The sequence below is a fragment of the Streptomyces sp. NBC_00335 genome (assembly GCF_036127095.1).
Lineage (GTDB): Bacteria > Actinomycetota > Actinomycetes > Streptomycetales > Streptomycetaceae > Streptomyces.
Genome location: NZ_CP108006.1, coordinates 6471955 through 6493743 on the forward strand (window position 1 = coordinate 6471955; position 21789 = coordinate 6493743).

At 71.0% G+C, this 21789-nt stretch carries 17 protein-coding genes and 1 tRNA gene; 12 read left to right on the top strand and 6 right to left on the bottom strand.

All coding sequences use genetic code 11. From position 1 onward, the window contains the following. Nucleotides 1–41 precede the first annotated feature (41 nt). The 7 genes from OHA37_RS29395 to OHA37_RS29425 all read left to right on the top strand — a co-directional run bounded on the left by OHA37_RS29395 (nt 42) and on the right by OHA37_RS29425 (nt 12261). The gene (locus OHA37_RS29395) at nt 42–824 is read left to right on the top strand and encodes a serine protease (RefSeq protein ID WP_443046229.1); all 783 of its coding nucleotides are present in this window, start codon (nt 42–44) and stop codon (nt 822–824) included. A gap of 277 nt (nt 825–1101) precedes the next feature. After that, on the top strand, nt 1102–1761 hold the full coding sequence (locus tag OHA37_RS29400) for a response regulator (RefSeq protein WP_266909572.1): 660 nt from the start codon (nt 1102–1104) through the stop codon (nt 1759–1761). 751 nt (nt 1762–2512) lie between these two features. Further along, nucleotides 2513–3700, top strand: coding sequence for a sensor histidine kinase (locus OHA37_RS29405; protein WP_266909573.1), 1188 nt, complete (start codon nt 2513–2515; stop codon nt 3698–3700). Nucleotides 3701–5017: 1317 nt separating this feature from the next. Further along, nucleotides 5018–5377, top strand: a complete 360-nt coding sequence (locus tag OHA37_RS29410) for a chorismate mutase (RefSeq protein WP_266909574.1) — start codon at nt 5018–5020, stop codon at nt 5375–5377. 46 nt (nt 5378–5423) lie between these two features. Next, the gene (pepN, locus tag OHA37_RS29415) at nt 5424–7967 is read left to right on the top strand and encodes an aminopeptidase N (RefSeq protein WP_266909575.1); all 2544 of its coding nucleotides are present in this window, start codon (nt 5424–5426) and stop codon (nt 7965–7967) included. Between the two features lie 1487 nt (nt 7968–9454). Then, complete coding sequence (locus OHA37_RS29420; protein ID WP_266909576.1) at nt 9455–10855, top strand: pyridoxal phosphate-dependent decarboxylase family protein; 1401 nt, start codon at nt 9455–9457, stop codon at nt 10853–10855. Then, nucleotides 10852–12261 carry a lysine N(6)-hydroxylase/L-ornithine N(5)-oxygenase family protein gene (locus tag OHA37_RS29425; protein WP_266909577.1) on the top strand — a complete coding sequence of 470 codons (1410 nt, stop codon included), beginning with the start codon at nt 10852–10854 and terminating at the stop codon, nt 12259–12261. Before OHA37_RS29420 ends, OHA37_RS29425 begins: the two co-directional genes overlap by 4 nt. Before the next feature lie 40 nt (nt 12262–12301). Here OHA37_RS29425 and OHA37_RS29430 read toward each other — a convergent pair whose 3' ends face one another. Beyond that, complete coding sequence (locus tag OHA37_RS29430) at nt 12302–14113, bottom strand: bifunctional metallophosphatase/5'-nucleotidase (RefSeq protein WP_266909578.1); 1812 nt, start codon at nt 14111–14113, stop codon at nt 12302–12304. 140 nt (nt 14114–14253) lie between these two features. Here OHA37_RS29430 and OHA37_RS29435 point away from each other — a divergent pair, with 140 nt between their 5' ends. Further along, the gene (locus OHA37_RS29435) at nt 14254–14955 is read left to right on the top strand and encodes an SIMPL domain-containing protein (RefSeq protein ID WP_266909579.1); all 702 of its coding nucleotides are present in this window, start codon (nt 14254–14256) and stop codon (nt 14953–14955) included. A gap of 146 nt (nt 14956–15101) precedes the next feature. Continuing rightward, on the top strand, nt 15102–16529 hold the full coding sequence (pyk, locus tag OHA37_RS29440; protein WP_266909580.1) for a pyruvate kinase: 1428 nt from the start codon (nt 15102–15104) through the stop codon (nt 16527–16529). 16 nt (nt 16530–16545) lie between these two features. On the opposite strand, the gene OHA37_RS29445 is transcribed toward pyk, so the two are convergent. After that, nucleotides 16546–17118, bottom strand: coding sequence for an RBBP9/YdeN family alpha/beta hydrolase (locus tag OHA37_RS29445; RefSeq protein ID WP_266909581.1), 573 nt, complete (start codon nt 17116–17118; stop codon nt 16546–16548). Between the two features lie 86 nt (nt 17119–17204). Here OHA37_RS29445 and OHA37_RS29450 point away from each other — a divergent pair, with 86 nt between their 5' ends. Together OHA37_RS29450 and OHA37_RS29455 are read left to right on the top strand one after the other, a co-directional pair. Next, nucleotides 17205–17822: a TetR/AcrR family transcriptional regulator gene (locus tag OHA37_RS29450; protein ID WP_266909582.1), complete on the top strand. Its 618-nt coding sequence runs from the start codon at nt 17205–17207 to the stop codon at nt 17820–17822. 101 nt (nt 17823–17923) lie between these two features. After that, the gene (locus OHA37_RS29455; RefSeq protein WP_266909583.1) at nt 17924–18382 is read left to right on the top strand and encodes a MarR family winged helix-turn-helix transcriptional regulator; all 459 of its coding nucleotides are present in this window, start codon (nt 17924–17926) and stop codon (nt 18380–18382) included. On the opposite strand, the gene OHA37_RS29460 is transcribed toward OHA37_RS29455, so the two are convergent. Next, entirely contained in the window at nt 18379–19101 is a 723-nt protein-coding gene (locus tag OHA37_RS29460) for a helix-turn-helix domain-containing protein (protein WP_266913188.1), read from the bottom strand. The two genes, OHA37_RS29455 and OHA37_RS29460, sit on opposite strands and share 4 nt — an antisense overlap. A 152-nt stretch (nt 19102–19253) precedes the next feature. After that, nucleotides 19254–19326 (bottom strand) — tRNA-Leu (locus OHA37_RS29465). 99 nt (nt 19327–19425) lie between these two features. Here OHA37_RS29465 and OHA37_RS29470 point away from each other — a divergent pair. Further along, on the top strand, nt 19426–20085 hold the full coding sequence (locus OHA37_RS29470) for an ANTAR domain-containing response regulator (protein WP_250744985.1): 660 nt from the start codon (nt 19426–19428) through the stop codon (nt 20083–20085). Nucleotides 20086–20173: 88 nt separating this feature from the next. On the opposite strand, the gene OHA37_RS29475 is transcribed toward OHA37_RS29470, so the two are convergent. Then, entirely contained in the window at nt 20174–20890 is a 717-nt protein-coding gene (locus tag OHA37_RS29475) for an ABC transporter ATP-binding protein (RefSeq protein WP_266876958.1), read from the bottom strand. Further along, nucleotides 20887–21789 carry an ABC transporter ATP-binding protein gene (locus OHA37_RS29480; RefSeq protein WP_266913190.1) on the bottom strand — a complete coding sequence of 301 codons (903 nt, stop codon included), beginning with the start codon at nt 21787–21789 and terminating at the stop codon, nt 20887–20889. Before OHA37_RS29480 ends, OHA37_RS29475 begins: the two co-directional genes overlap by 4 nt.

Consider the following 21789-nt stretch of genomic DNA (forward strand, 5'->3'; position numbering starts at 1 on the left):
CCGGGGTGACGCGCACGGCCCAACCCCCCACGAAAGGCAGTGTGTCGACTGTGTCCAGCCTCGTCACCACCCTCAAGCGCGTCCTCGCCGTCGGAGCGGTGGCCCTCGCGGCCGTCAGCCTCCAGCCCGGCACCGCAACCGCCGGCACGGCCCCCGTGGTCGGCGGAACCCGCGCCGCCCAGGGGGAGTTCCCCTTCATGGTCCGGCTCTCCATGGGCTGCGGCGGCGCCCTCTACACCCAGCAGATCGTGCTCACCGCCGCCCACTGTGTCAGCGGCTCCGGCAACAACACCTCCATCACCGCCACCGCCGGAGTCGTCGACCTCAACAGCTCCAGCGCCATCAAGGTCAAGTCCACCAAGGTCCTCCAGGCCCCCGGCTACAACGGCACGGGCAAGGACTGGGCCCTGATCAAGCTCGCGCAGCCCATCAACCTCCCCACCCTCAAGATCGCCGACACCAAGGCCTACGACAACGGCACCTTCACCGTCGCCGGCTGGGGCGCCACCCGCGAAGGCGGAGGCCAGCAGCGCTACCTGCGCAAGGCCACCGTCCCCTTCGTCTCCGACGCCTCCTGCAAGGCCTCGTACGGCAGCTCCCTCGTACCCGCCGAGGAGATCTGCGCCGGCTTCGACGCGGGCGGCGTCGACACCTGCCAGGGCGACTCCGGCGGCCCCATGTTCCGCCGGGACAACGCCAACGCCTGGATCCAGGTCGGCATCGTCAGCTGGGGCGAGGGCTGCGCCCGCCCCGACTACCCCGGCGTCTACACGGAGGTCTCCACCTTCGCGGCGGCGATCAAGAGCGCGGCCGCCACGCTCTGACCTCCCCCCGGCCCTGCTGCCCTCCGCCTTCCGGCCCCTCCGACAGGGGCCGGAAGAATGAGGCGCGATGCCCCACATGTCCGTAAGGTCGACCGCAGTACCGTGAGGCCGGAACGATGCCGTTCCGGCCTTGCGGCATGCTCCCGGCGGTCTGCTGTGCGGTTGCGGGCCAAGGCGCCCGCAGGTCCCATGGAGAGATCCCACCGGGTGGGAATGCCGGAAATGCCGGGGAAGCCGGGACGGCGCAGGCAACGGGCGACAGTGGGGCAGGCGGCGCATGACGATCAGAGTGATCATCGCGGACGACCAGGAGATGGTCAGGACCGGCTTCCGGATGATCCTCGAAAGCCAGCGGGACATCGAAGTGGTCGCCGACGTCGAAGACGGCGAAGCAGCCCTCGCGGCCGTCGCCGAACACCGGCCCGACGTCCTGCTCCTCGACATCCGCATGCCCAAACTCGACGGACTCGAAGTCACCCGCCGACTCTCCGGCCGCGAAACCCCCCGCATCGTCATCGTCACCACCTTCGACCTCGACGAGTACGTCCACGCGGCGCTCCAGGGCGGAGCGTCCGGCTTCCTCCTCAAAGACGCGAGCCCGGCCATGCTGGTTGAAGCGGTACGGGCGGCAGCCGTCGGAGACTCCCTCGTCTCACCCGCCATCACCGTCCGGCTGCTGCGCGAAATGGCCCACCGCACCCCGGCCGCCGCCGCGGCCGCCCGCCGCCCGGCGGAACCCCTGACGGACCGCGAACGCGAGGTCGTACGCTGCCTCGCGCGCGGGCTGACCAACGCCGAGATCGCGGGAGAGCTCTTCGTGTCCCTCTCCACCGTCAAGACCCACCTGGCCAACGTCCAGGCCAAACTCAACGCCCGCAACCGTGTGGAAATCGCCGCCTGGGCCTGGGAAAGCGGCCTCGCAGGCACCCCGGCGTGACCCGGCCCCACCGGACGGCGAAACAGCCCCGACGGGGTTCGGGAGGTGCGTGGCGTGGCTGGCCGGGCCGGTCGCGTGGTGTGGGGCAGGACCAGCCCCCCCGGGGCTCGGGCGTAGCCCGGCCGTACCCGCGCTGCCTGTCGCGTGCCGCGGGGTTGAACCTGTGCCGTTGCTGTTGGGGTGCCGCGGGGTTGAACCCGTGCCGTTGCTGTTCGGGTAGCGCGGGGCTGAACCTGTGCCGTTGCTGTTGGGGTGCCGCGGGGCTGAGCCCGTGCCGTTGCTGTTCGGGTAGCGCGGGGCTGAACCTGTCCCGTTGCTGTTGGGGTGCCGCGGGGCTGAGCCCGTGCCGTTGCTGTTCGGGTAGCGCGGGGCTGAACCTGTCCCGTCGCTGTTCGGGTGCCGCGGGGCAGAACCCGCCCCGTCGCTGTTCGGGCACCGCTTGGCACAACTCGCCGAGCCGTTCGCTCGCAGCCGGGCAGGACCAAGCCCTTTGCCGTTCGGACGCCGACCGCCAAAATCAGCCTCGCCGGCGTTTGAGGCGCGGGGTCTGGGGCGGCGCCCCAGGAAGCCGGCGCACGCCGTTCCCGACGACACCGGGCCCCACGGGTAGGGCCGGCGCCCGTGCGAACCGCGGTCTCCGCCTGCGTCGAAGCCCGCACACCTCCGGCGGAGCCGCCCGGCCCACGGGCGGAGCCACCCGCATGGAGCCCCGCACCACCGGCGGAGCCACCCGCCCGCTCCGGGGCACCGCATGAGCCCCCTGGGGCCATGGGCCCGCCGCCACCCCTACGCCGCGGACTGGATCCGCATCATCCTCTCGCTCACCCTCCTCTCCCTCGTCACCTTCGAGGGCGTAGTCCTCGCCCGCCAGCCCAGCACCCCGCACGCCGCCGTCTGGGTGTCCGGCATCCTCGTCTGCCTCAGCGCCGCGCCCTGGCCGGGCATCCCGCTCCTCGCCCGCGCCTGGTTCGCCTCCGCCGTCACCTGGACCGTCACCCTCTCCCTGCTCTTCAGCAACCTCCCCCTCGTCGTCTGGGGCGGCGGCGAGGCCGTCGCCCTGCTCGTCCTCCTCACCCAGGTCCTGCTCCGCGCCCCCGCCCGCACCGCCGCCGTCCTCGGCCCCCTCCTCGCCCTCGGCTCCATGGCCGCGCCCGTCCGCGACGCCGACCCGGGCCGCTTCACGCTGCTCTTCTCCGTGCTCGCCGTCGTCGTCACCGCGTACTCCCTGCTCCTGCGCCTGCAGTCCGTCCAGCGCGTCCGCGAGCTGCGCGCCGTACGCAGCGCCGAGCGCCTGGAACTGGCCCGCGAGCTCCACGACCTCGTCGCCCACCACGTGACGGGGATCGTCGTCGAGGCGCGCGCCGCCCGCTACACCAACGTCTCCGCCGAACGCGCCGGCGAGATCTTCGGCCGCATCGAGACCGCCGGCGACGAGGCGCTCGGCTCCATGCGACGCCTGGTCAAGATCCTCCGCGAAGGCGCCGCGGACACCGACCCGGAGACGGGCAAGGCCACCAACAAGGCCGGCCCCGTCGGCACGGCCCCCGTCGCGGGCCTCCGGGAGATCCGCGGGCTGACGGAACGGTTCGCCGCCACCGGCCCGCCCGTCGTCCTCTACGTGGAGGAAGGCCTGGAGGCCCGGCTCCCCGCCGACGTCGCCGCCACCGCCCACCGCATCGTCCTCGAAGCCCTCACCAACATCGGCAAGCACGCCGCCACCGCCACCGCCGTCCGGATCGGCCTGCGCACCGTCCCGGCCGGCCTGGAAGTACGCATCGCCGACGACGGCGGCCGCCCCGCGAAACTCTCCGAGAACGCCCGAGGCGGCGGCTACGGCCTCGTCGGCATGGCCGAACGCGCCGAAGCCCTCGGCGGCTCCCTCACCGCAGGCCCCGCCCCCGAAGGCGGCTGGCTGGTCACGGCGGTCCTACCCCTCTAAACCATCGGACCGCACCGCCCGACACGACACGTCCCCGCACTGCGGGGCAGTACGCCCAGCCCCGTAAAGCCCCGGCAGCACACGGAAACCGGCACCGGACGCCCCACCCCTGCCCGACAAGATCCCAAAGCCCCAGCCGCCACCCGCCACCCCAAACTCCCGCCGCAACCACATGCCCCGCCCGGCCCCGCCCGGCCCGGCCTCGCCCGCCTCGCCCGGCCCCGGCCTGGCCTCGCCCCGCCTTGCCCGGCCCCGGCCTGGCCTCGCCCCGCCTTGCCCGGCCCCGGCTTGGCCTCGCCCCGCCTTGCCCGGCCCCGGCCTGGCCTCGCCCCGCCTTGCCCGGCCCCGGCCTGGCCTCGCCCGCCTCGCCCGCCTCGCCCGCCTTGCCCGGCCTTGCCTGGCCTCGCCCGGCCTTGCCTGGCCTCGCCCGGCCTTGCCTGGCCTTGCCTTGCCTGGCCTTGCCCGGCCTCGCCCGGCCTCGCCCGGCCTCACTCCGGCCTCGCCTTGCCCGCCTTGCCCGGCCTCACTCCGGCCTCGCCTCACTCCGCCTCGCCTCGCCCGGCCTCACTCCGCCCCGCCCTGCCCCGCCCCGCCCGGCCCCACTCCGGCCTCGCCTTGCCCGCCTGGCCCTGCCCCGCCTCGCCTCGCCCCAGCCCGCCGCGTGCCGCGCCGCCCCGCCAGCCTGGGGTCCTGCCTGCCTGCCTGCCGCTTTGCCTGCCGGGCCCCGACGCTCTGCCTGCCCCTACTACTGGCGCCCCACCCGGGGCCACCCGCGCGACCGCGCCACGATGCGCGCCCTGTCGGACCGAGCATGCGCACGCCCGGTCGCTCCCCGTACCCGTCTGCTCCGCCCGATCGTGCCGCTCGGGCGCCTAGGCCCAGCACTCGTCACCGCGTAGGGCCGGTACACGGCTACGCTCCTGGCCGCACCACCCCGGCGGCCCTGCCCGGTCGCCTGCCCGAGTCCGTACCCGGCGGGGCTGTCGGCGGGCTGCCCCGGCCGTCTTTCCCGGGCCCGGACCTGTCAGCCCTGCCCCCCGTGCCGGGTCCCCGTGCCGGGTCCCCGTACTCGTCCGCCCTGTCCTGCCCGGGAAGCAGGACCCGCCCAGCCGCCCCGACGGGCACCCGCCGCCGCAGGTCAAGGGCGGGCTCGGGGCACCGGGGACCGCGGAGCCACCCTCGGTGGGGCCGTGCGCCCCGTACCAGGCGAGCTCCCCCCGCCCTCGGCGCGCACCAGCGCGTCAGCGCGTCAGCGCCCCGTCTCAGTGGCCGATCGGCCGACGAACCGAACGTGCGCGCCAAGTATTCTCGTTGACCATGAACACCAGGGACATCGACGAGAACGTCACCGCCGAGCTGGCCCGGCTCAGGGACAGCATCGACAACATCGACGCGGCCGTGGTCCACATGCTCGCCGAGCGGTTCAAGTGCACGCAGCAGGTCGGCCACCTCAAGGCCCGCCACCAGCTGCCCCCGGCCGACCCGGGCCGCGAGGCCAGCCAGATCGCCCGGCTGCGCCAGCTCGCCGGGAACGCCAAGCTCGACCCCGCCTTCGCCGAGAAGCTCCTCAACTTCATCATCGCCGAGGTCATCCGCCACCACGAGACGATCGCCGCAGGCGAGGGCGAGGGCGAAGGCGAAAGCGACGGCGACGGCGAAAGCGAAGGCCGGGAATAGAAGCCGGGGCCCGGCTCCGGCACCACCATCCGGCAGCATGGGCCCCATGTCCGCACTGACGCGCAACGAAGCGCAGATCCGAGCCCGGCTCCTCGACGTCCGGCACTACGAGGTCGCCCTCGACCTCACCACCGGCGACGAGACCTTCGAGTCCCAAACCGTCATCCGGTTCACCGCCCGCGCCGCCGGCGACACCTTCGTCGAGCTGAAACCGGACGAACTGCGCTCCGCCGCCCTCGACGGACACCCCCTGGACCCGGCCTCCCTCGCCGACGGCCGCCTCCCCCTCACCGGCCTCACCGAGGGCCCCCACGAGCTCCGCGTCGCCGCCCGCATGCGCTACTCCCGCACCGGCGAAGGCCTGCACCGCTTCACCGACCCCGCGGACGGGGAGACGTACGTCTACACCCAGATGTTCCTCGACGACGTCCAGCGCGTCTTCCCGGCCTTCGACCAGCCCGACCTCAAGGCCGTCTTCGAGTTCACCGTCACCGCCCCCGCACACTGGACCGTCCTCGCCAACGGCGTCACCACCCGCATCGGCGAACGCCCAGCCGACAGCGGCGGCGACGACGGCTCGGGCGACGGCACCGCAGCCGCCTCCGAAGCCGGCATCTGGACGTCCGCCCCCACCCCCGTCATCTCCACCTACCTCGCCGCCGTCGCCGCAGGCCCCTGGCACAGCGTCCGCACCGAACACGCCGGGCTCCCCTTCGGCATCCACTGCCGCCGCTCCCTCGCCCCCCACCTCGACGCCGACGCGCAGGAGATCCTCGACCTCAGCACCGCCTGCTACGACCGCTTCCACGAGAAGTTCACCGAGCCCTACCCCTTCGACTCCTACGACCAGGCCTTCGTACCCGAGTTCAACGCCGGCGCCATGGAGAACCCGGGACTGGTCACCTTCCGCGACGACTACGTCTTCCGATCCGCCGTCACCGACTCCGAACGCCAGCGCCGCGCCGTGACCATCGCGCACGAGATGGCCCACATGTGGTTCGGCGACCTCGTCACCCTCAGCTGGTGGGACGACATCTGGCTGAACGAGTCCTTCGCCGAGTTCATGGGCTACCAGACCCTCATCGAAGCCACCCGCTTCACCGAGACCTGGACCGGCTTCGGCATGGACCGCAAGCCCTGGGGCTACGACGCCGACCAGCGCCCCTCCACCCACCCCGTCGCCCCGGACGCCGCCTCCGTCCCCGACACCGCCTCCGCCCTCCTCAACTTCGACGGCATCTCCTACGCCAAGGGCGCCTCCGCCCTGCGTCAACTCGTCGCCTGGCTCGGCGAGAAGGACTTCCTGGCCGGCATCAACACCCACTTCGCCCGCCACAAGTTCGCCAACGCCTCCCTCGCCGACTTCGTCGACTCCCTCGCCGCCCACACCGACCGCGACGTCCACACCTGGGCCGCGACCTGGCTGCGCACCACCGGCGTCGACACCCTCACCCCCCGGCTCGAAGAGAGCCACGGAGGCTGGACCCTCACCGTCGACCGCACCGGCGACCGCCCCCACCACATCGCCGCCGGCCTCTACGACCGCGCCCCCGACGGCGTCATCGAACCCCGCGAGGTCCTCGCCCTCGACGTCCCCTCCGACGAGATCCTCTCCGTCAGCGGCCAGCGCCCCGACCTCCTCGTCCTCAACGACGGAGACCTCACCTACGCCAAGGTCCGCCTCGACGCGACCTCACTCGAAACCGCCCTGCGCTCCATCTCCCGCATCCCCGACCCGCTCACCCGCGCCGTCGTCTGGAACTCCCTGCGCGACATGGTCCGCGACGGCGAACTGGGCGCCGCCGACTACCTGGCCACCGCCGAAGCCCACATCCCCGACGAAACCGACCTCGCGATCGTCCAAGGCGTCCTGTCCTTCACCCGCGCCCAGATCGCCGACCGCTACATCACCCCCGACCGCCGCGGCGACGCCCTCACCACCCTCACCACCATCGCCCGCGACCTGCTGCGCCGCACCGAGGACGGTTCCGACCCCGGCCTGCGCCTCGTCGCCGTCCGCACCCTCGCCGACAGCGCCACCCAGCCCGACACCATCGCCGGCTGGCTCGCCGACGGCACCGTCCCCGGCGGCCCCGAACTCGACCCCGAACTGCGCTGGCGCATCCTCGCCCGCCTCTGCGTCCTCGGCGCCGCCGGCGAGACCGAGATCGACGAAGCCCTCGCCGCCGACCCCAGCGCCGCCGGCCGCGAAGGCGCCGCCCGCTGCCGGGCCGCCCTCCCGACGGCCGAGGCCAAGGCCGCCGCCTGGGAGCGCCTCTTCCACGACGACTCCCTGTCCAACTACCTCTTCACCGCCACCGCCCAAGGCTTCTGGCAGCCCGAACAGACCGACCTGCTACGGGACTACGTACCCCGCGCCTACGCCGAAGCCGTCACCCTCGCCGCCCGCCGCGGCCCCGCCATCGCCGACGCCGCAGGCCGCTGGGCCCTCCCGGGCCACGAGATCACCGAAGCCAACCTCCAGGCCGGCCACACCGCCCTGACCGCCCCCGACATCACCCCCCTGCTCCACCGCAAACTCGTAGACCACCTCGACGACCTCTCCCGAGCCCTACGAGCCCGCCACTAGGTCGTCTTGCGTCGTCCGGTGCCGTGCCTCCACGCGCTGCCGGGGTGCCCGGGTACGTCCAGTACGCGGGCACCCCGGCAGCGCGGCGAGGCACGGTGCCGGGCGGCACGGGCCAGGCAAGATCCGAAGAAGCCGACCTAACCCCCACCCCCACCAGGGGCGGGGGGCCACCCACCCCCGACCCCACCCAAGAACCCGACGGCGCCCCGCCCGACCCCACCCGGCCCGGGAACCGACCGCGCCCCGCCCGCCCGCGCCTACCCGGCCTGCTCCACCCGGCCGTGTCCGCCCGCCTGCTCTGCCTGCTCCACCCGGCCGCGTCCGCCCGCCTGTCCTACCTGCTCCACCCCGCTGCGCCCGGCCGCGCGCGCCCACCTGCACGGCCGGCCCGCCCGGCCGTGCTCGCCCCGCCCGACCACATCCCGCCCGAGAATCGGCGGAGTCCGCCCGCTTGCACGGCCCGCTCCACACCACCGCGCCCGGCCCGGCCGACCGCACCCCTGCCCGGGAGTTCGGGGAACCCCGCCCGTACCGTCCGCCCCCACGTGATCCGTCCTGCCTCCACCGTCCTGCCCGCGGCCCGCTCCACACCGCCGCGCCCGGCCCGGTCGACCGCACCCCTGCCCGGGAGTTCGGGGAGCCCCGCCCGTACCGTCCGCCCCCACGTGATCCGTCCTGCCTCCACCGTCCTGCCCGCGGCCCGCTCCACACCGCCGCGCCCGGCCCGGCCGTACCCACCCCCGCCCGGGAGCCGACGAAGCCGCGCCCGGCCGCCCGCTCCGCCCCCGCTTGCTTCGCCCTGCCTTCACCGCCCTGCCCGCTCCCCACCGCCATCGGTCGGCCGCGCCCCGCTCGGCCGCGCCCGCCTGTCCTGCCGGCTGCGCCCCACTGCGTCCGGCCGGGCCCGTCCTGCCGGCTCGACCCCGCTTCGCCCGGCCGCACCCGCGCTGTCCGCCCCGCTATGCCCGGCTGTGCGCGTCCCACCTGCACGGCCCGCCCGCCTGGCCGCGCTCGCCCCGCCCGGTCGCGTCCGCCCCGTTGTTCCGGGCCCTCGGGCCTGCCGGTCCACCGGCCGCGCCCGCCCCCACCTGCACGGCACCCGCACCCTCGCCCGGAACGCCGTGGCGTCGGCCAGTGCGCCGATCAGCGGCGCAGCGTAGAAGCCCCACTCGCCCCGCCCAACGGCCCGGGCGCCGACGGATCCACCACCTCGTCGACCGCAGGCGGCGGCAGTGCCGGTGTCCCCGGACCGGACACACCGGCAGCCACGCGAAGCCGAGCGGCACGCGCCGAGTAGCCGCGGCCACATCCCCCCGCCCCAGTCGACGCGCGTACTCCTCCTTCTCGGCCACCCCCCGACGGCTTGAAATCGACCACGCATAAACCCGGGCGGTTACCCCATTCGGGTCGGATCGTTGTACCCCCGGGTCCCCGACCCAACAGAGCGGCACCATCCGCCGCCGAACCGTTCCCGTGAGGACAACCGCATGACAGCGCCCCCCGGCACAGGCAGACGCGGCAACTCCCCGCTCGCCGGCGGACCCCACGGCCCCGACGCCCTGCAACCACTCCTCGCCACCGTCCTCGACGCCCTGCGCACCGGAGCCCAGGCCCGCGGCGGACCGCTCCCGGCCGGCGGACCCGAGGCCGTCACCGCCCGCGTCACCGCCGCACTGGGCGAAGTGCTCCCCGACCACGGACACGGCGACCACGAAGCCCTACGGACCCTCGTCCACACCCTCACCGCCGGCGCCGCCGACCCCGCCGACCCCCTGTGCGCAGCCCACCTGCACTGCCCGCCCCTCGCCGTCGCGGCCGCCGCCGACCTCGCCGCCAGCGCCCTCAACGCCTCCCTCGACTCCTGGGACCAGGCCCCCGCCGCCTCCACCCTCGAAGCGCTCCTGACCCGCACGCTCGCCGCCGAGTTCCACAACACCCCCCACCCCGACGCCGTCCTCACCACCGGCGGCACCGAAGCCAACCACCTCGCCCTCCTCCTCGCCCGCGAACGCCACGGCCCCCACCTCACCGTCCTGCACGGCGCCAACGCCCACCACTCCATCCCGCGCGCCGCCTGGCTCCTCGGCCTGCCCCCCGCCCGCAGCCTCCCCACCCCCACCGGAACCCTCACCCCCGCCACCCTCGCCGAGGCCCTCGCCACCACCACCGGCCCCGTCCTCGTCACCGCCACCGCCGGCACCACCGACGCCGGACTCATCGACCCCCTCGACGCCCTCGCCGACCTCTGCGACCACCACGGCGCCGACCTCCACATCGACGCCTCCTACGGCGGCCTCCTCCACCTCAGCCCCCGCCACCGCCCCAAACTCGCCGGCCTGCACCGCGCCCGGTCGATCACCATCGACCTCCACAAACTCGGCTGGCAACCCATCGCCGCCGGACTCCTCACCGTCCCCGACACCACCCTGCTCGCCCCCCTCGCCCACCAGGCCGACTACCTCAACGCCCCCGACGACACCCAAGCCGGCCTCCCCGACCTCCTCGGCCGCTCCCTGCGCACCACCCGCCGCGCAGACGCCCTCAAAATCGCCGCCACCCTGCGCTCCCTCGGCCGAGACGGACTCACCCACCTCATCGACCGCACCTGCGCCCGCGCCGACCAGCTCGCCCGACTCCTCGAAGCACACCCCGCCTTCGAACTCCACGCGGCGCCCACCATCAGCACCGTCCTGTTCCGGCCCACCCACGCCGACGACACCGCACTGGCCACCCTGCGCCGCACCCTCATCCAGGGCGGCACCGCCGTACTGGGCCGGGCCACCGCCGACGGCCGCCTATGGCTCAAGGCCACCCTGCTCAACCCCCACACCACGGCGGGGGACCTGGACGCCCTCGTGAACCTCCTGGAAGGCAGCACCCACCGATGACCGCCCAGCTCGATGCACCCCACGACCTCGTCGGAATCGGCATCGGCCCCTTCAACCTCTCCCTCGCGGCCCTCGCCCACGGCCTGCCCCAACAAGGCGCCGCAGAACTCGCCACCGCCTTCTACGACCAGCGCCGCGACTTCCGCTGGCACCCCGGACTCCTCATCGACGGAGCCACCCTCCAAGTCCCCTTCCTCGCCGACCTCGTCACCCTCGCCGACCCCACCAGCCCCTGGTCATTCCTCAACTACCTCAAGCACAAGGAACGCCTCTTCCCCTTCTACTTCGCCGAGAGCTTCCACATCCAGCGCGCCGAATACGACGCCTACTGCCGCTGGGTCGCCGGCCGCCTGCCCGGACTCCACTTCGGCCACCAGGTCGACGCCGTCCGCTGGAACCCCGAACGCGACCTCTTCGAAGTCGACTTCACCCAAGTCGACGCCGACGGAGAAGCCGAAGCCCTCGGCCGCACCTACACCCGCAACCTCGCCCTCGGCATCGGGACCGCCCCCTACGTCCCCGAACCACTGCGCCCCCTCGCCGAAGCCCCCACCGTCCCGGTGATCCACTCCTCCGAGTACCTCGACAACCGGCAGCGCATCCTCGGCGCCGACCACGTCACCGTCATCGGATCGGGCCAGTCCGGAGCCGAGGTCTTCCTCGACCTGCTCCGCTCCCGCCCCGCCGGCCGCGAACGCCTCACCTGGCTCGCCCGCACCCCCTCCTTCGCCCCCATGGAGTACTCCAAGCTCGGCCTGGAACACTTCACCCCCGACTACACCCGCTACTTCCACTCCCTCCCCGAACCGGTCCGCGACCGCCTCGTCCCCGCCCAATGGCAACTCCACAAGGGCATCGACGCCGCCACCATCGCCGCCATCCACGAGGAGCTCTACCGCCGCACCCTCGACGGAGGCTGGCCCGACGCCGTCCTCACCCCCGGAGTCAGCGTCCGCACCGCCGGCCGCGTCGCCACCACCAAGGTCGAACTCCACCTCGAACACGTCGACCAGGGCACCCGGTCCCGCCTCACCACCGACGCCGTCATCCTCGCCACCGGCTACCGCGAACGCCCCCTCGGGGGGCTCCTCGCCGGACTCGACCCCTACCTGCGCAAGGACTCCTCCGGCCGCCCCCGCATCGACGACCGCTACCGGATGATCACCGACCCGGCCGTCACCGGCAGCGTCTTCGTCCAGAACGGCGAACGCCACACCCACGGCGTCGGAGCCCCCGACCTCGGCCTCGCCGCCTGGCGCAGCGCCGCCATCCTGAACACCCTCACGGGCAAAGATGCCTACCCCCAGCCCACCCGCACGGCCTTCACCACCTTCGGCCTCGAACAGCGGGAGCACACCCGGCCCCAACCCGCCGGCGAACTGCTCCCACTGGTCGAGCATCCGTAAGGAGAAACGTTTAGAAGACCACCGTTCGCAAGAGCGCCGCTTAGAAGACCGGTGCCCCGGCTCGGGTCAGCCGCCAGTCCACCGACGCGAACTGCGCCGGGTCCACCGTCCCCTTCGCCTTCACCCACTGGATGATCGTGTTGCGTATTTCATCCGAGTTGGCCCACAACTGCTTCGCCTGCGGCACGTGCGGGAAGTTCCCGCCACCCGCAGCCCGGTAGTTGTTCACCGCCAGCACGAACTGCGCCGCCGGATCCACCGGCTTCCCCTGGAAGGACAGCCCCGAGATCCGGGCACCCACCGGCTCGGAGATGTCGATGTCGTACGTCAACCCGTACACGGCGTCGTAGTTGTAGTCCGGCGTGCCCTCCGCGTTCGTCAGCTTCGCCGGATCCACCACGTCACCCGGAGCCGTCCGCACGAAGTACCTCGCCGAATACTCCAGGTACTCCTTGATCTGCGCACCCGTCAGCAGCCGTGCCTCCAGCGTGTTCTCGAACGGATACAGACCCGCCGCATCCCGGATCGTCACCTGCCCGGCCGGAATCGCCGCCGTCCGCGAGAAGCACGAAGCCTGCGACAGCACCGGCAGCGCAGCCCACTCCGTACCCGCCAGCGCACCCCTCACCGTCTCCGCCTGCACGTGGTTGATCAGATCGATGATCGCCACGTCCTTCACCGGACCGTCCACCGAGGACATGGCCTGCGTCGACGTACCGATCACCTGGTTCACATACGCCACGACCTTGCGGTGCTCGTCCGACAGCAGCCCCACGATCTCCGGGTCCTCCACCGCCGTGTTCGAGTTCAGCACCCGGGCCGACACCTTCGACACCGACCAGCAGCCCTTCACCCACGTCAGCTCGAAGTCGAACAGCGTCAGCCGCTGCCCCCACTTCAGCGGCTCGGACAACACCACGTCCTTGCCCGTCGCCTTGTTCCGCACCCGGTACTCCGGGATCTCCGTATGGGCGTGCCCCACCAGGATCGCGTCGATCCCCGGCACCTGCTCCGCCACCAGACCCGCCGCGTTCTCGATGTGCGGCAGCTGGTCCCCGTAACTCGACGTGCCGCTCGAACCCGAATGAGCCGACACGATCACCACGTCCGCACCCAGCGACCGCAGCCGCGGCACGTACTTCGCGGCCTGCTCCTCAAGACCCGGGAACGTCATCTTCCCCTGCACGTTCGCCTTGTCCCAGATCGCGATCCCCGGATTCGTCAGACCCAGCACCGCCACCTTCACGTCCCGCCCATGCGGCGTACGCAACCGGTGCATGCTGTACGGGGGGAACGCCGGCCGCAACGTCTTCGCATCCAGCGCGTTCGCCCCCAGCAACGGGAACTCGCACTGCTCCTCGAACTTCCGCAGCACCGGAATGCCGTAATTGAACTCGTGGTTCCCCAGCGCCGCCGCGTCATAACCGATCGCGTTCATCGCCTGCGCCATCGGATGAACCGGACCACGCCGCGCCGTGATCGGATCCACCTTCGCGTAGTAGTACGACAGCTGCGTCCCCTGAATGGTGTCCCCGGCGTCGATCAGCAGCGTGTTGCACCGCCCCTTCTCCGCCCGCACCTGGTTCACCAGCGTGGAGATCTTCGCCAGACCGACGTCGTTGTGCGCCTTGTCGTCGAACTCCTTGTCCGTGAAGTAGTCCCAGTTGAAGACGTTCCCGTGCAGGTCCGTCGTCCCCATCACCGTGAACGCGTACGTCCTCGCTCCCGCCGCCGAAGCGCCGCCGGCCACCGCCTCAGCCGCGGCAGCCGGGGTGCTCGTGGCCCCCGCCAACGCCACGGCCGCACCCGTCGCAGCCGAAGTACCCAGAAACGTCCTACGGTCCAAAGCCATGCCATCTCCCCTTGTGAGGTGCGTGTACACAGATAGGCAACGCGCGTAGATTCTGACCCAGCAGTAACAAGCCGCAACACCCCCACCAGGTTTCGATCCGATGACCAGCCCCGTACGAGCAGCAGTGCGACAGTGAATCCATGACCCAGGACCCCTCGCACCAGCCCTACGGAACCCCCGAAGTCCCCCGCGTCGCAGTCCGCGGCGAAGCCACCCTCGAAGTCGACCCCGAGATCGCCCGCATCGGCATCACCGTCAGCGCCCGCGGCACCGACCGACGCACCGCCCTCGAAGACCTCACCCGCCGCAACAACGCCGTCCTCGACCTCGTCAAAAGCTACGGCGACCCCGTCGAAAAACTCGAAACCGGCGCTTTCTCCATCACCCCCGAACTCACCCGCCACGGCCGCGGCGAACGCATCCGCGCCTACCACGGACGCGTCCACCTCACCGCCGAACTCAACGACTTCACCACCCTCGGCGAACTCACCACCCGCCTCGCCGACCTCGAACTCACCCAGGTCGACGGACCCTGGTGGGCCCTGCGTCCCACCTCACCCGCCCACGGTGAAGCCCGCCGCCAAGCCGTACTCGAAGCCGTCCAGCGCGCCCGCGAATACGCCGCCGCCCTCGGAGCCGAACTCGCCGCCCTCGTCGAACTCGCCGACCTCGGAGCCGAGAACGCCCCCGCCCCCTTCCAGGCATCCGGCGCCGCGATGCGCACCATGGCCTTCAGCGCCGCCGAAGACGCAGGCGCCCCCGCCCTCGACCTCGAACCCCAGCGCCAGACCGTCTACGCACAGGTGAACGCACGCTTCACAATGACCCCTCCCCGCCTCTGAAAACCCGAACAATCGGCGCCCCGGGGGTGCTCATCAGAGCACCCCCATGCACATTCAACAATTGTCAACAACCTTTTGCTCAAAGGTTGTTGAGTGGACACCCGGAACCAATTTCCTACTGCCTGGTAGGGGCATACGCTCGCTCCATGCGCCGAGCGAAAATCGTATGTACCCTGGGCCCCGCCACCGACTCATACGACCAGATCAAAGCCCTGGTCGAAGCCGGAATGGACATCGCCCGCTTCAACCTCAGCCACGGCACCTACGCCGAACACGAGGACCGCTACCAGCGAGTCCGCAAGGCCGCCGACGAAACCGGCCGCAGCGTCGGCATCCTCGCCGACCTTCAAGGTCCGAAGATCCGCCTGGGCCGCTTCCGCGAAGGCCCCGTACTCCTTGAACGCGGCGACGAATTCACCATCACCGTCGAAGACCACGAAGGCGACCGCCACACCTGCGGTACCACCTACAAGGGCCTCGCCGGAGACGTCTCCACGGGCGAACGCATCCTCGTAGACGACGGCCGCGTCACCCTCGAAGTCACCGCCGTCGACGGACCCCGCGTCCACACCCGCGTCATCGAAGGCGGCATGGTCTCCGACAACAAGGGACTCAACCTCCCCGGCGTCGCAGTCTCCGTACCCGCCCTCTCCGAAAAAGACATCGAAGACCTCCGCTGGGCCCTGCGCATCGGCGCCGACATCATCGCCCTCTCCTTCGTCCGCAGCGGAAGCGACATCGAAGACGTCCACCGCATCATGGACGAAGAAGGCCGACGCCTCCCCGTCATCGCCAAGGTCGAAAAGCCCCAGGCAGTCGAAAACATCGACGACATCGTCGCCGCCTTCGACGGCATCATGGTCGCCCGCGGAGACCTCGGCGTCGAAATGCCCCTGGAACAAGTCCCCATCGTCCAGAAGCGCGCCGTCAAACTCGCCAAGCGCAACGCCAAGCCGGTCATCGTCGCCACCCAAATGCTCGACTCGATGATCGACAACTCCCGGCCCACCCGCGCCGAAGCCTCCGACGTCGCCAACGCCGTCATCGACGGCACCGACGCCGTCATGCTCTCCGGCGAAACCAGCGTCGGCAAATACGCCATCGAAACCGTCCGCACCATGGCCCGCATCGTCGAAGCCGCCGAAGAAGACATCCTCGCCAAGGGCCTCCCCCCGCTCACCGAGCGCAACAAGCCCCGCACCCAAGGCGGAGCAGTCGCCCGCGCCGCCGCCGAAATGGGCGACTTCCTCGGCGCGAAGTTCCTCGTCGCCTTCACCCAGAGCGGAGACACCGTCCGCCGGCTCTCCCGCTACCGCTCACCCATCCCCCTCCTCGCCTTCACCCCCGACCCCGCCACCCGCTCCCAGCTCAACCTCACCTGGGGCGTCGAAACCTTCCTCGGCCCCCACGTCGACTCCACCGACGCCATGGTCGCCCAGGTCGAAGAAGAACTCCTGCGCATCGGCCGCTGCGTACCCGGCGACGTCGTCGTCATCACCGCCGGCTCACCCCCCGGCGTCAGCGGATCCACCAACCTCGTCCGCATCCACCACATCGGCGACGCAGTCCGCTGACACCGCCCGCAAGCGGCTACAGCACCTCACGTATAAGACGCACCGCGTCGGGCAACACCAAACGGCTCTCACCCGTACTCGGGAAGTGCCCGCCCGACGCGGTCACCCGCGCCTCGGCCCCCAGCTCCCTCACGAACCGCAACACGTGCTCACCCGTCGCCTCCCCGGTCACCGGGTCATCGGCCGCATGCAGCACACGGAACTCCCGCGCAGCCTTCCGGATCCGCTGCCAGTCGAACTCCGGCGAGAAGAACGGCGCCAACGCGTCATACCCCACCTCCCCGGACATCGACGCCACGAACACCACCCCCGCGAACGCCCCCTCGGCCTCGGTGTCGTGCTCCTGCAGCAGCCGCAGCACATTCACCCCACCCAGACTGTGACCCACCAGCACCGTCTCACCAGCCGGCGCACCCCCCACCGCCGCCTCCAGCTCCTTCAGCCACACACCTGGCTCCGGAGCGAACGGCTCGGGGAAATTCGGGATCCGCACCTCGTGTCCCTCGGCAGCGAACTCCTCACCCGTCGCCGCATACCAATGCTCCCCGGCACCCATCCCGTACCCGTGCGCGATCACGATCTTGCCCATGGCTCCGCCCCTCGTATCCCTAGGTCGATCCTTCAATCGAAACGCTACGCCGCGTTTCGATAAAACGCTAGGGCTATCGTGAAGCCGTGTCAATCACTCCTTCGAGCAACTCTTCGAGCAACCCGCCCCGCACCGGCGGCCGCCTCCGCAACGAAGACGCCCACCACTCCGTCCTCGAAGCCACCGCCGCACTCCTCGTCGAAAACGGCTACGGCGCCCTCACCATCGAAGGCGTCGCCAAGCGCGCCAACGTCGCCAAGAGCACCGTCTACCGCTGGTGGAAGTCCAAGCCCGCCCTCGTCATGGACGCCTACGCCCACGAAACCGCCGCCCGCGTCCCCGAACCCGACACCGGCACCCTCACCGGCGACCTCACCGCCTTCGTCACCGACCTCTACCGCATCGGCCGCGACCCTGTGCGCGCGAAAGCCCTCACCGGGCTGATGGCCGAAGCCCAGCTCGACCCCGCCTTCACCGAACCCTTCCGCGCCTGGGTCGCCACCCGCCGCGAGGTCGTCGCCACCCTGCTGACGAGGGCGATCACCCGCGAGGAACTCCCCACCACCACGGACCTCGACCACGCGGTCGACCTGGTCTTCGGCCCCTTCTGGTACCGCCTCCTCATCGCCCACGCCCCCCTCGACCCCGCCGACGCGGAAGCTCACGTGGTGACGGTCCTGCACGGCCTCACGGGCCGCGGCTGACGGCGGCGTTGCCCCAACTCGACCCGGGCGCAAGGAACATCGGTGGCCGACGCGCCGCAACGCCTTGACCTCAAGCTTGGTTGAGGTCGTAGCTTTCCCGTATGACCATCAAGGAGTACACACAGGACCAGCTCGCGGCCCAGCCCATCGGCTACTGGGCCCGCGAGGCCGCCAACCTCGTGATAGGCGGCCTCAGGGCCGCGCTGGCCGAGGAGAACCTCACCCAGCCCCACTGGTGGACCCTCAACCACGTGACGGCCGCCCCGGCCCACTGGAAGCGCGCTGCCCTCACCGAGAAGCTCACCCCGTACGACGACCAGGACACCGACTTCGACGCGGTCTACGACGACCTGGCGGCCCGGGGCTGGCTCACGGAGACGGACGGCACGCTGACCCTGACCGAAGCGGGCGAAGCCGGCCGGGCCCGCGCGCACGACCGCAACGCGAAGGTGCACGCGCGGCTGCGGCAGGGCGTCGACGACGCGGCGTACGCGGCGACCATCGACGTTCTGCGGCGCATGGTGGCCAACCTGGGCGGCAGCGGCGACCTGCCGGGCTAGTACTTCGGCCCGATGTGGGCGTCCATGAGTGCGACGGACGCCTTCCTCGCGATGGACACGTTGAAGGGGTCGCTGCCGCGGGCGAGGATCGTCCACTGGACGCCGACCTTGGCGAGGGTGTCCGTACAGAGCTTCCGGATGTCGTCGGACTTGTTGGTGAAGAAGTACCGGGGGTACTCGTAGCGCTTGCCGTTGCGGACGGTCCAGTTGGTGACCCGGCACCCGTCGGAGTGGATCAGCCCCAGGACGAACTCCCACGGGTGGGCGTCGACGATGGCCTGCTGCCAGTCCGCCAGGGCGATGCGGCGGTCATGCTTCTTGCCCGGTCCGTGCTGCGGGAACATGCACGTCCAGTGGTGGGTGTAGGACTCGACCTCTACGCAACCCTGCCGCTGGACCCGTCCCACCTTGGGGAGGGACATGACGAGGAGCATCGCTGCTTCGGCTGCGTCGATGAGGCCGGGCCAGGAGGCGTCGCAGTAGACGGACAGGTGGTGCTGTTTGTGCTTGGAGATGATGTGGCCGTCGCCGAGGTAGAGCCCCAGGAGATAGGCGTACGCGGGCTGGTCGACTTCGCGGCCGGTGCATCTCGGGCAGTCCGTTGGGCGGACGTACGCCTCACCTCGGTGTCTTCGGTCCTCGGAGCGCCACCAGCCGATGGTGCCGCGCGGTATGCCCAGGTGTTCGGCGACCACTCGATTGGTCACGCCCCGGCGCATCAGTAGGACTGCTTCTTCGCGTATCGAAGGATTGTGCTCCACGCTCGGGAGCTTCGTCGCTGTTCGTCCAGTTGGTCGCAATTCGAAGCTGCGTTCACTGTGACGAGTGAAGATCCTAAAATCGCTTGGCGACCTTGGAAACGAAGGAGAAGTGCCCCGAGTCGGATTCGAACCGACGCTGAATGGGTTTTGAATCCATGGCCTCTGCCGCTGGGCTACCGGGGCCCCTTCGAAACAAAGGATACCTAATACCCTCCGTGTCACAAACATACAGGAGCTAGGTAGGCTCGGGGGAGCTGAATCGCCTTGCACCAAGGAGCCCCCGTGACCGCCGAGCACGAGTCGACGCCCACGCCCGACGCCGACCAGTCGCACGTTCCGCCGCTGACGACGCGCGTCGTCATCGCCGAGGACGAGGCGCTCATCCGTCTCGACCTCAAGGAGATGCTCGAAGAGGAGGGCTACGCCGTCGTCGGTGAAGCCGGAGACGGGCAGACCGCCGTCGAGCTGGCCCGGGAGCACCGTCCCGACCTGGTCATTCTTGATGTGAAGATGCCCGTCCTCGACGGGATCTCCGCCGCCGAGAAGATCGCGGAGGAGTCCATCGCCCCCGTGCTGATGCTCACCGCGTTCTCGCAGCGGGATCTCGTGGAGCGGGCGCGGGACGCCGGCGCCATGGCGTACCTCGTGAAGCCCTTCAGCAAGAGCGACGTGGTACCGGCCATCGAGATGGCCGTGTCGCGCTTCGCCGAGCTCCGTGCGCTGGAGAAGGAGGTCGCCGACCTCTCGCTCCGCCTGGAGACGCGCAAGCTCGTGGACCGCGCCAAGAGCATCCTGCAGACGCAGTACGGGCTCTCCGAGCCGGCCGCCTTCCGGTGGATCCAGAAGACCTCCATGGACCGCCGCATGTCCATGCAGCAGGTCGCCGAGGCCGTCATCGAGGACGCCGAGGAGAAGAAGGCCGCCGCCGGCAAGGGCGAGTAGCAGCCTCTAGTACGGCAGTACGGCAAACAGTGAGGCCCCCTCCGGATCCAGGATCCGGAGGGGGCCTCACTCGTACGCGGGGTGGGGCTCAGTCCTCGCCGAGGTACGCCTTGCGGACGTCCTCGTTGTGCAGGAGCTCCTGGCCGGTGCCGGACAGGACGATCTTGCCGATCTCCATCACGTGGGCCGTGTCGGCCAGCGAGAGGGCTGCCTGGGCGTTCTGCTCGACCAGGAGGATCGTGGTGCCGGTCGCCTTGAGTTCGGCGATCGTGGCCATGATCTTCTGCATCATCAGCGGGGAGAGGCCCATGGAGGGCTCGTCCAGCATGAGCAGCTTGGGCTGGCACATGAGGGCGCGGCCCATGGCGAGCATCTGCTGCTCGCCGCCCGAGAGGGTGCCGGCGGCCTGCTTGCGGCGCTCTCCCAGGATGGGGAAGAGGTCGTAGGCGCGCTGGATGTCCTTCTCGATGCCTTCTTTGTCCGTACGGAGGAAGGCGCCGAGCTGGAGGTTCTCGGTGATCGTCAGCCGGGGGAAGATGTGGCGTCCCTCGGGGGAGTGCGCCAGCTTCATGGAGACGATCTTGTGGGCGGGGACGCCGGCCAGGGGCTTGCCGTCGAAGGTGATGCTGCCCGCGGTGGGCTTGAGGAGCCCGGAGAGGGTGCGCAGGGTGGTCGTCTTGCCGGCGCCGTTGGTGCCGACGAGGCAGACGATTTCGCCTTCGTTGACTTCGAAGGAGATGCCCTTGACGGCTTCGATCTTGCCGTAGGCGACCTTGAGGTCTTCGACCTTGAGCAGTGCGGTCACTTGGCCTCTCCTTCCGTGTCCGTGCTGGTGGTGCTGTCCGCGGTCTCTTCGGCGGCGGGGGCGGCGGCTTCGGCGGCCTCGACCGCGGCAACCTCCTCCGCGCCGGGGGCGCCTTCGAAGGGTTCGCCGAGGTAGGCGGCGATGACGCGCTCGTCGCCCTGGACCTCGGAGGCGGTGCCTTCGATGAGCTTTTCGCCCTGGACGAGGCAGGCGACGCGGTCGCAGAGGTTGAAGATGAAGCGCATGTCGTGCTCGATGACGAGGACGGCGATGCCCATGTCGCGGATCGCGAAGATGAGTTCTTCGGCGGCGCGGGTTTCCTGCGGGTTCATGCCGGCGGTGGGCTCGTCCAGGAGGATGAGGCCGGGGTCGCTGGCCAGCGCGCGGGCGATTTCGAGCTTGCGCTGTTCGCCGTAGGGGAGGTTCTTCGCGAGGTGTCCGGCCTTGTGCTGCAGGCCGATGAACTCGAGGAGTTCCATGGCGCGCGCTTCGCTGGCGGCTTCGGCCTTTTTGAAGCCGGGGCCGCGCAGGAGGGCGGACCAGAGGCCTTCCTTGGTGCGGGTGTGGCGTCCGACGAGGACGTTCTCCAGCACGGTCATGTTGTGGAAGAGCCGGATGTTCTGGAAGGTGCGGGCGACGCCTGCTGCGGTGACCTTGTGGGGCGTGGGCGGCAGGACGGTGCCCTTGTAGCTGACGGTTCCCTCGGTGGGGACGTACAGCCCGGTGAGGCAGTTGAAGAAGGTGGTCTTGCCGGCGCCGTTGGGGCCGATGAGGCCGACGATCTCGCCGGCGTTGACCTTGAGGTCGACGCCCTTGACGGCGGTGAGGCCGCCGAAGCGCATGGTCACGCCGCTGGCTTCGAGGACCGTGGTCTTCGTGGTGGTGTCCGTGGTGGTCAT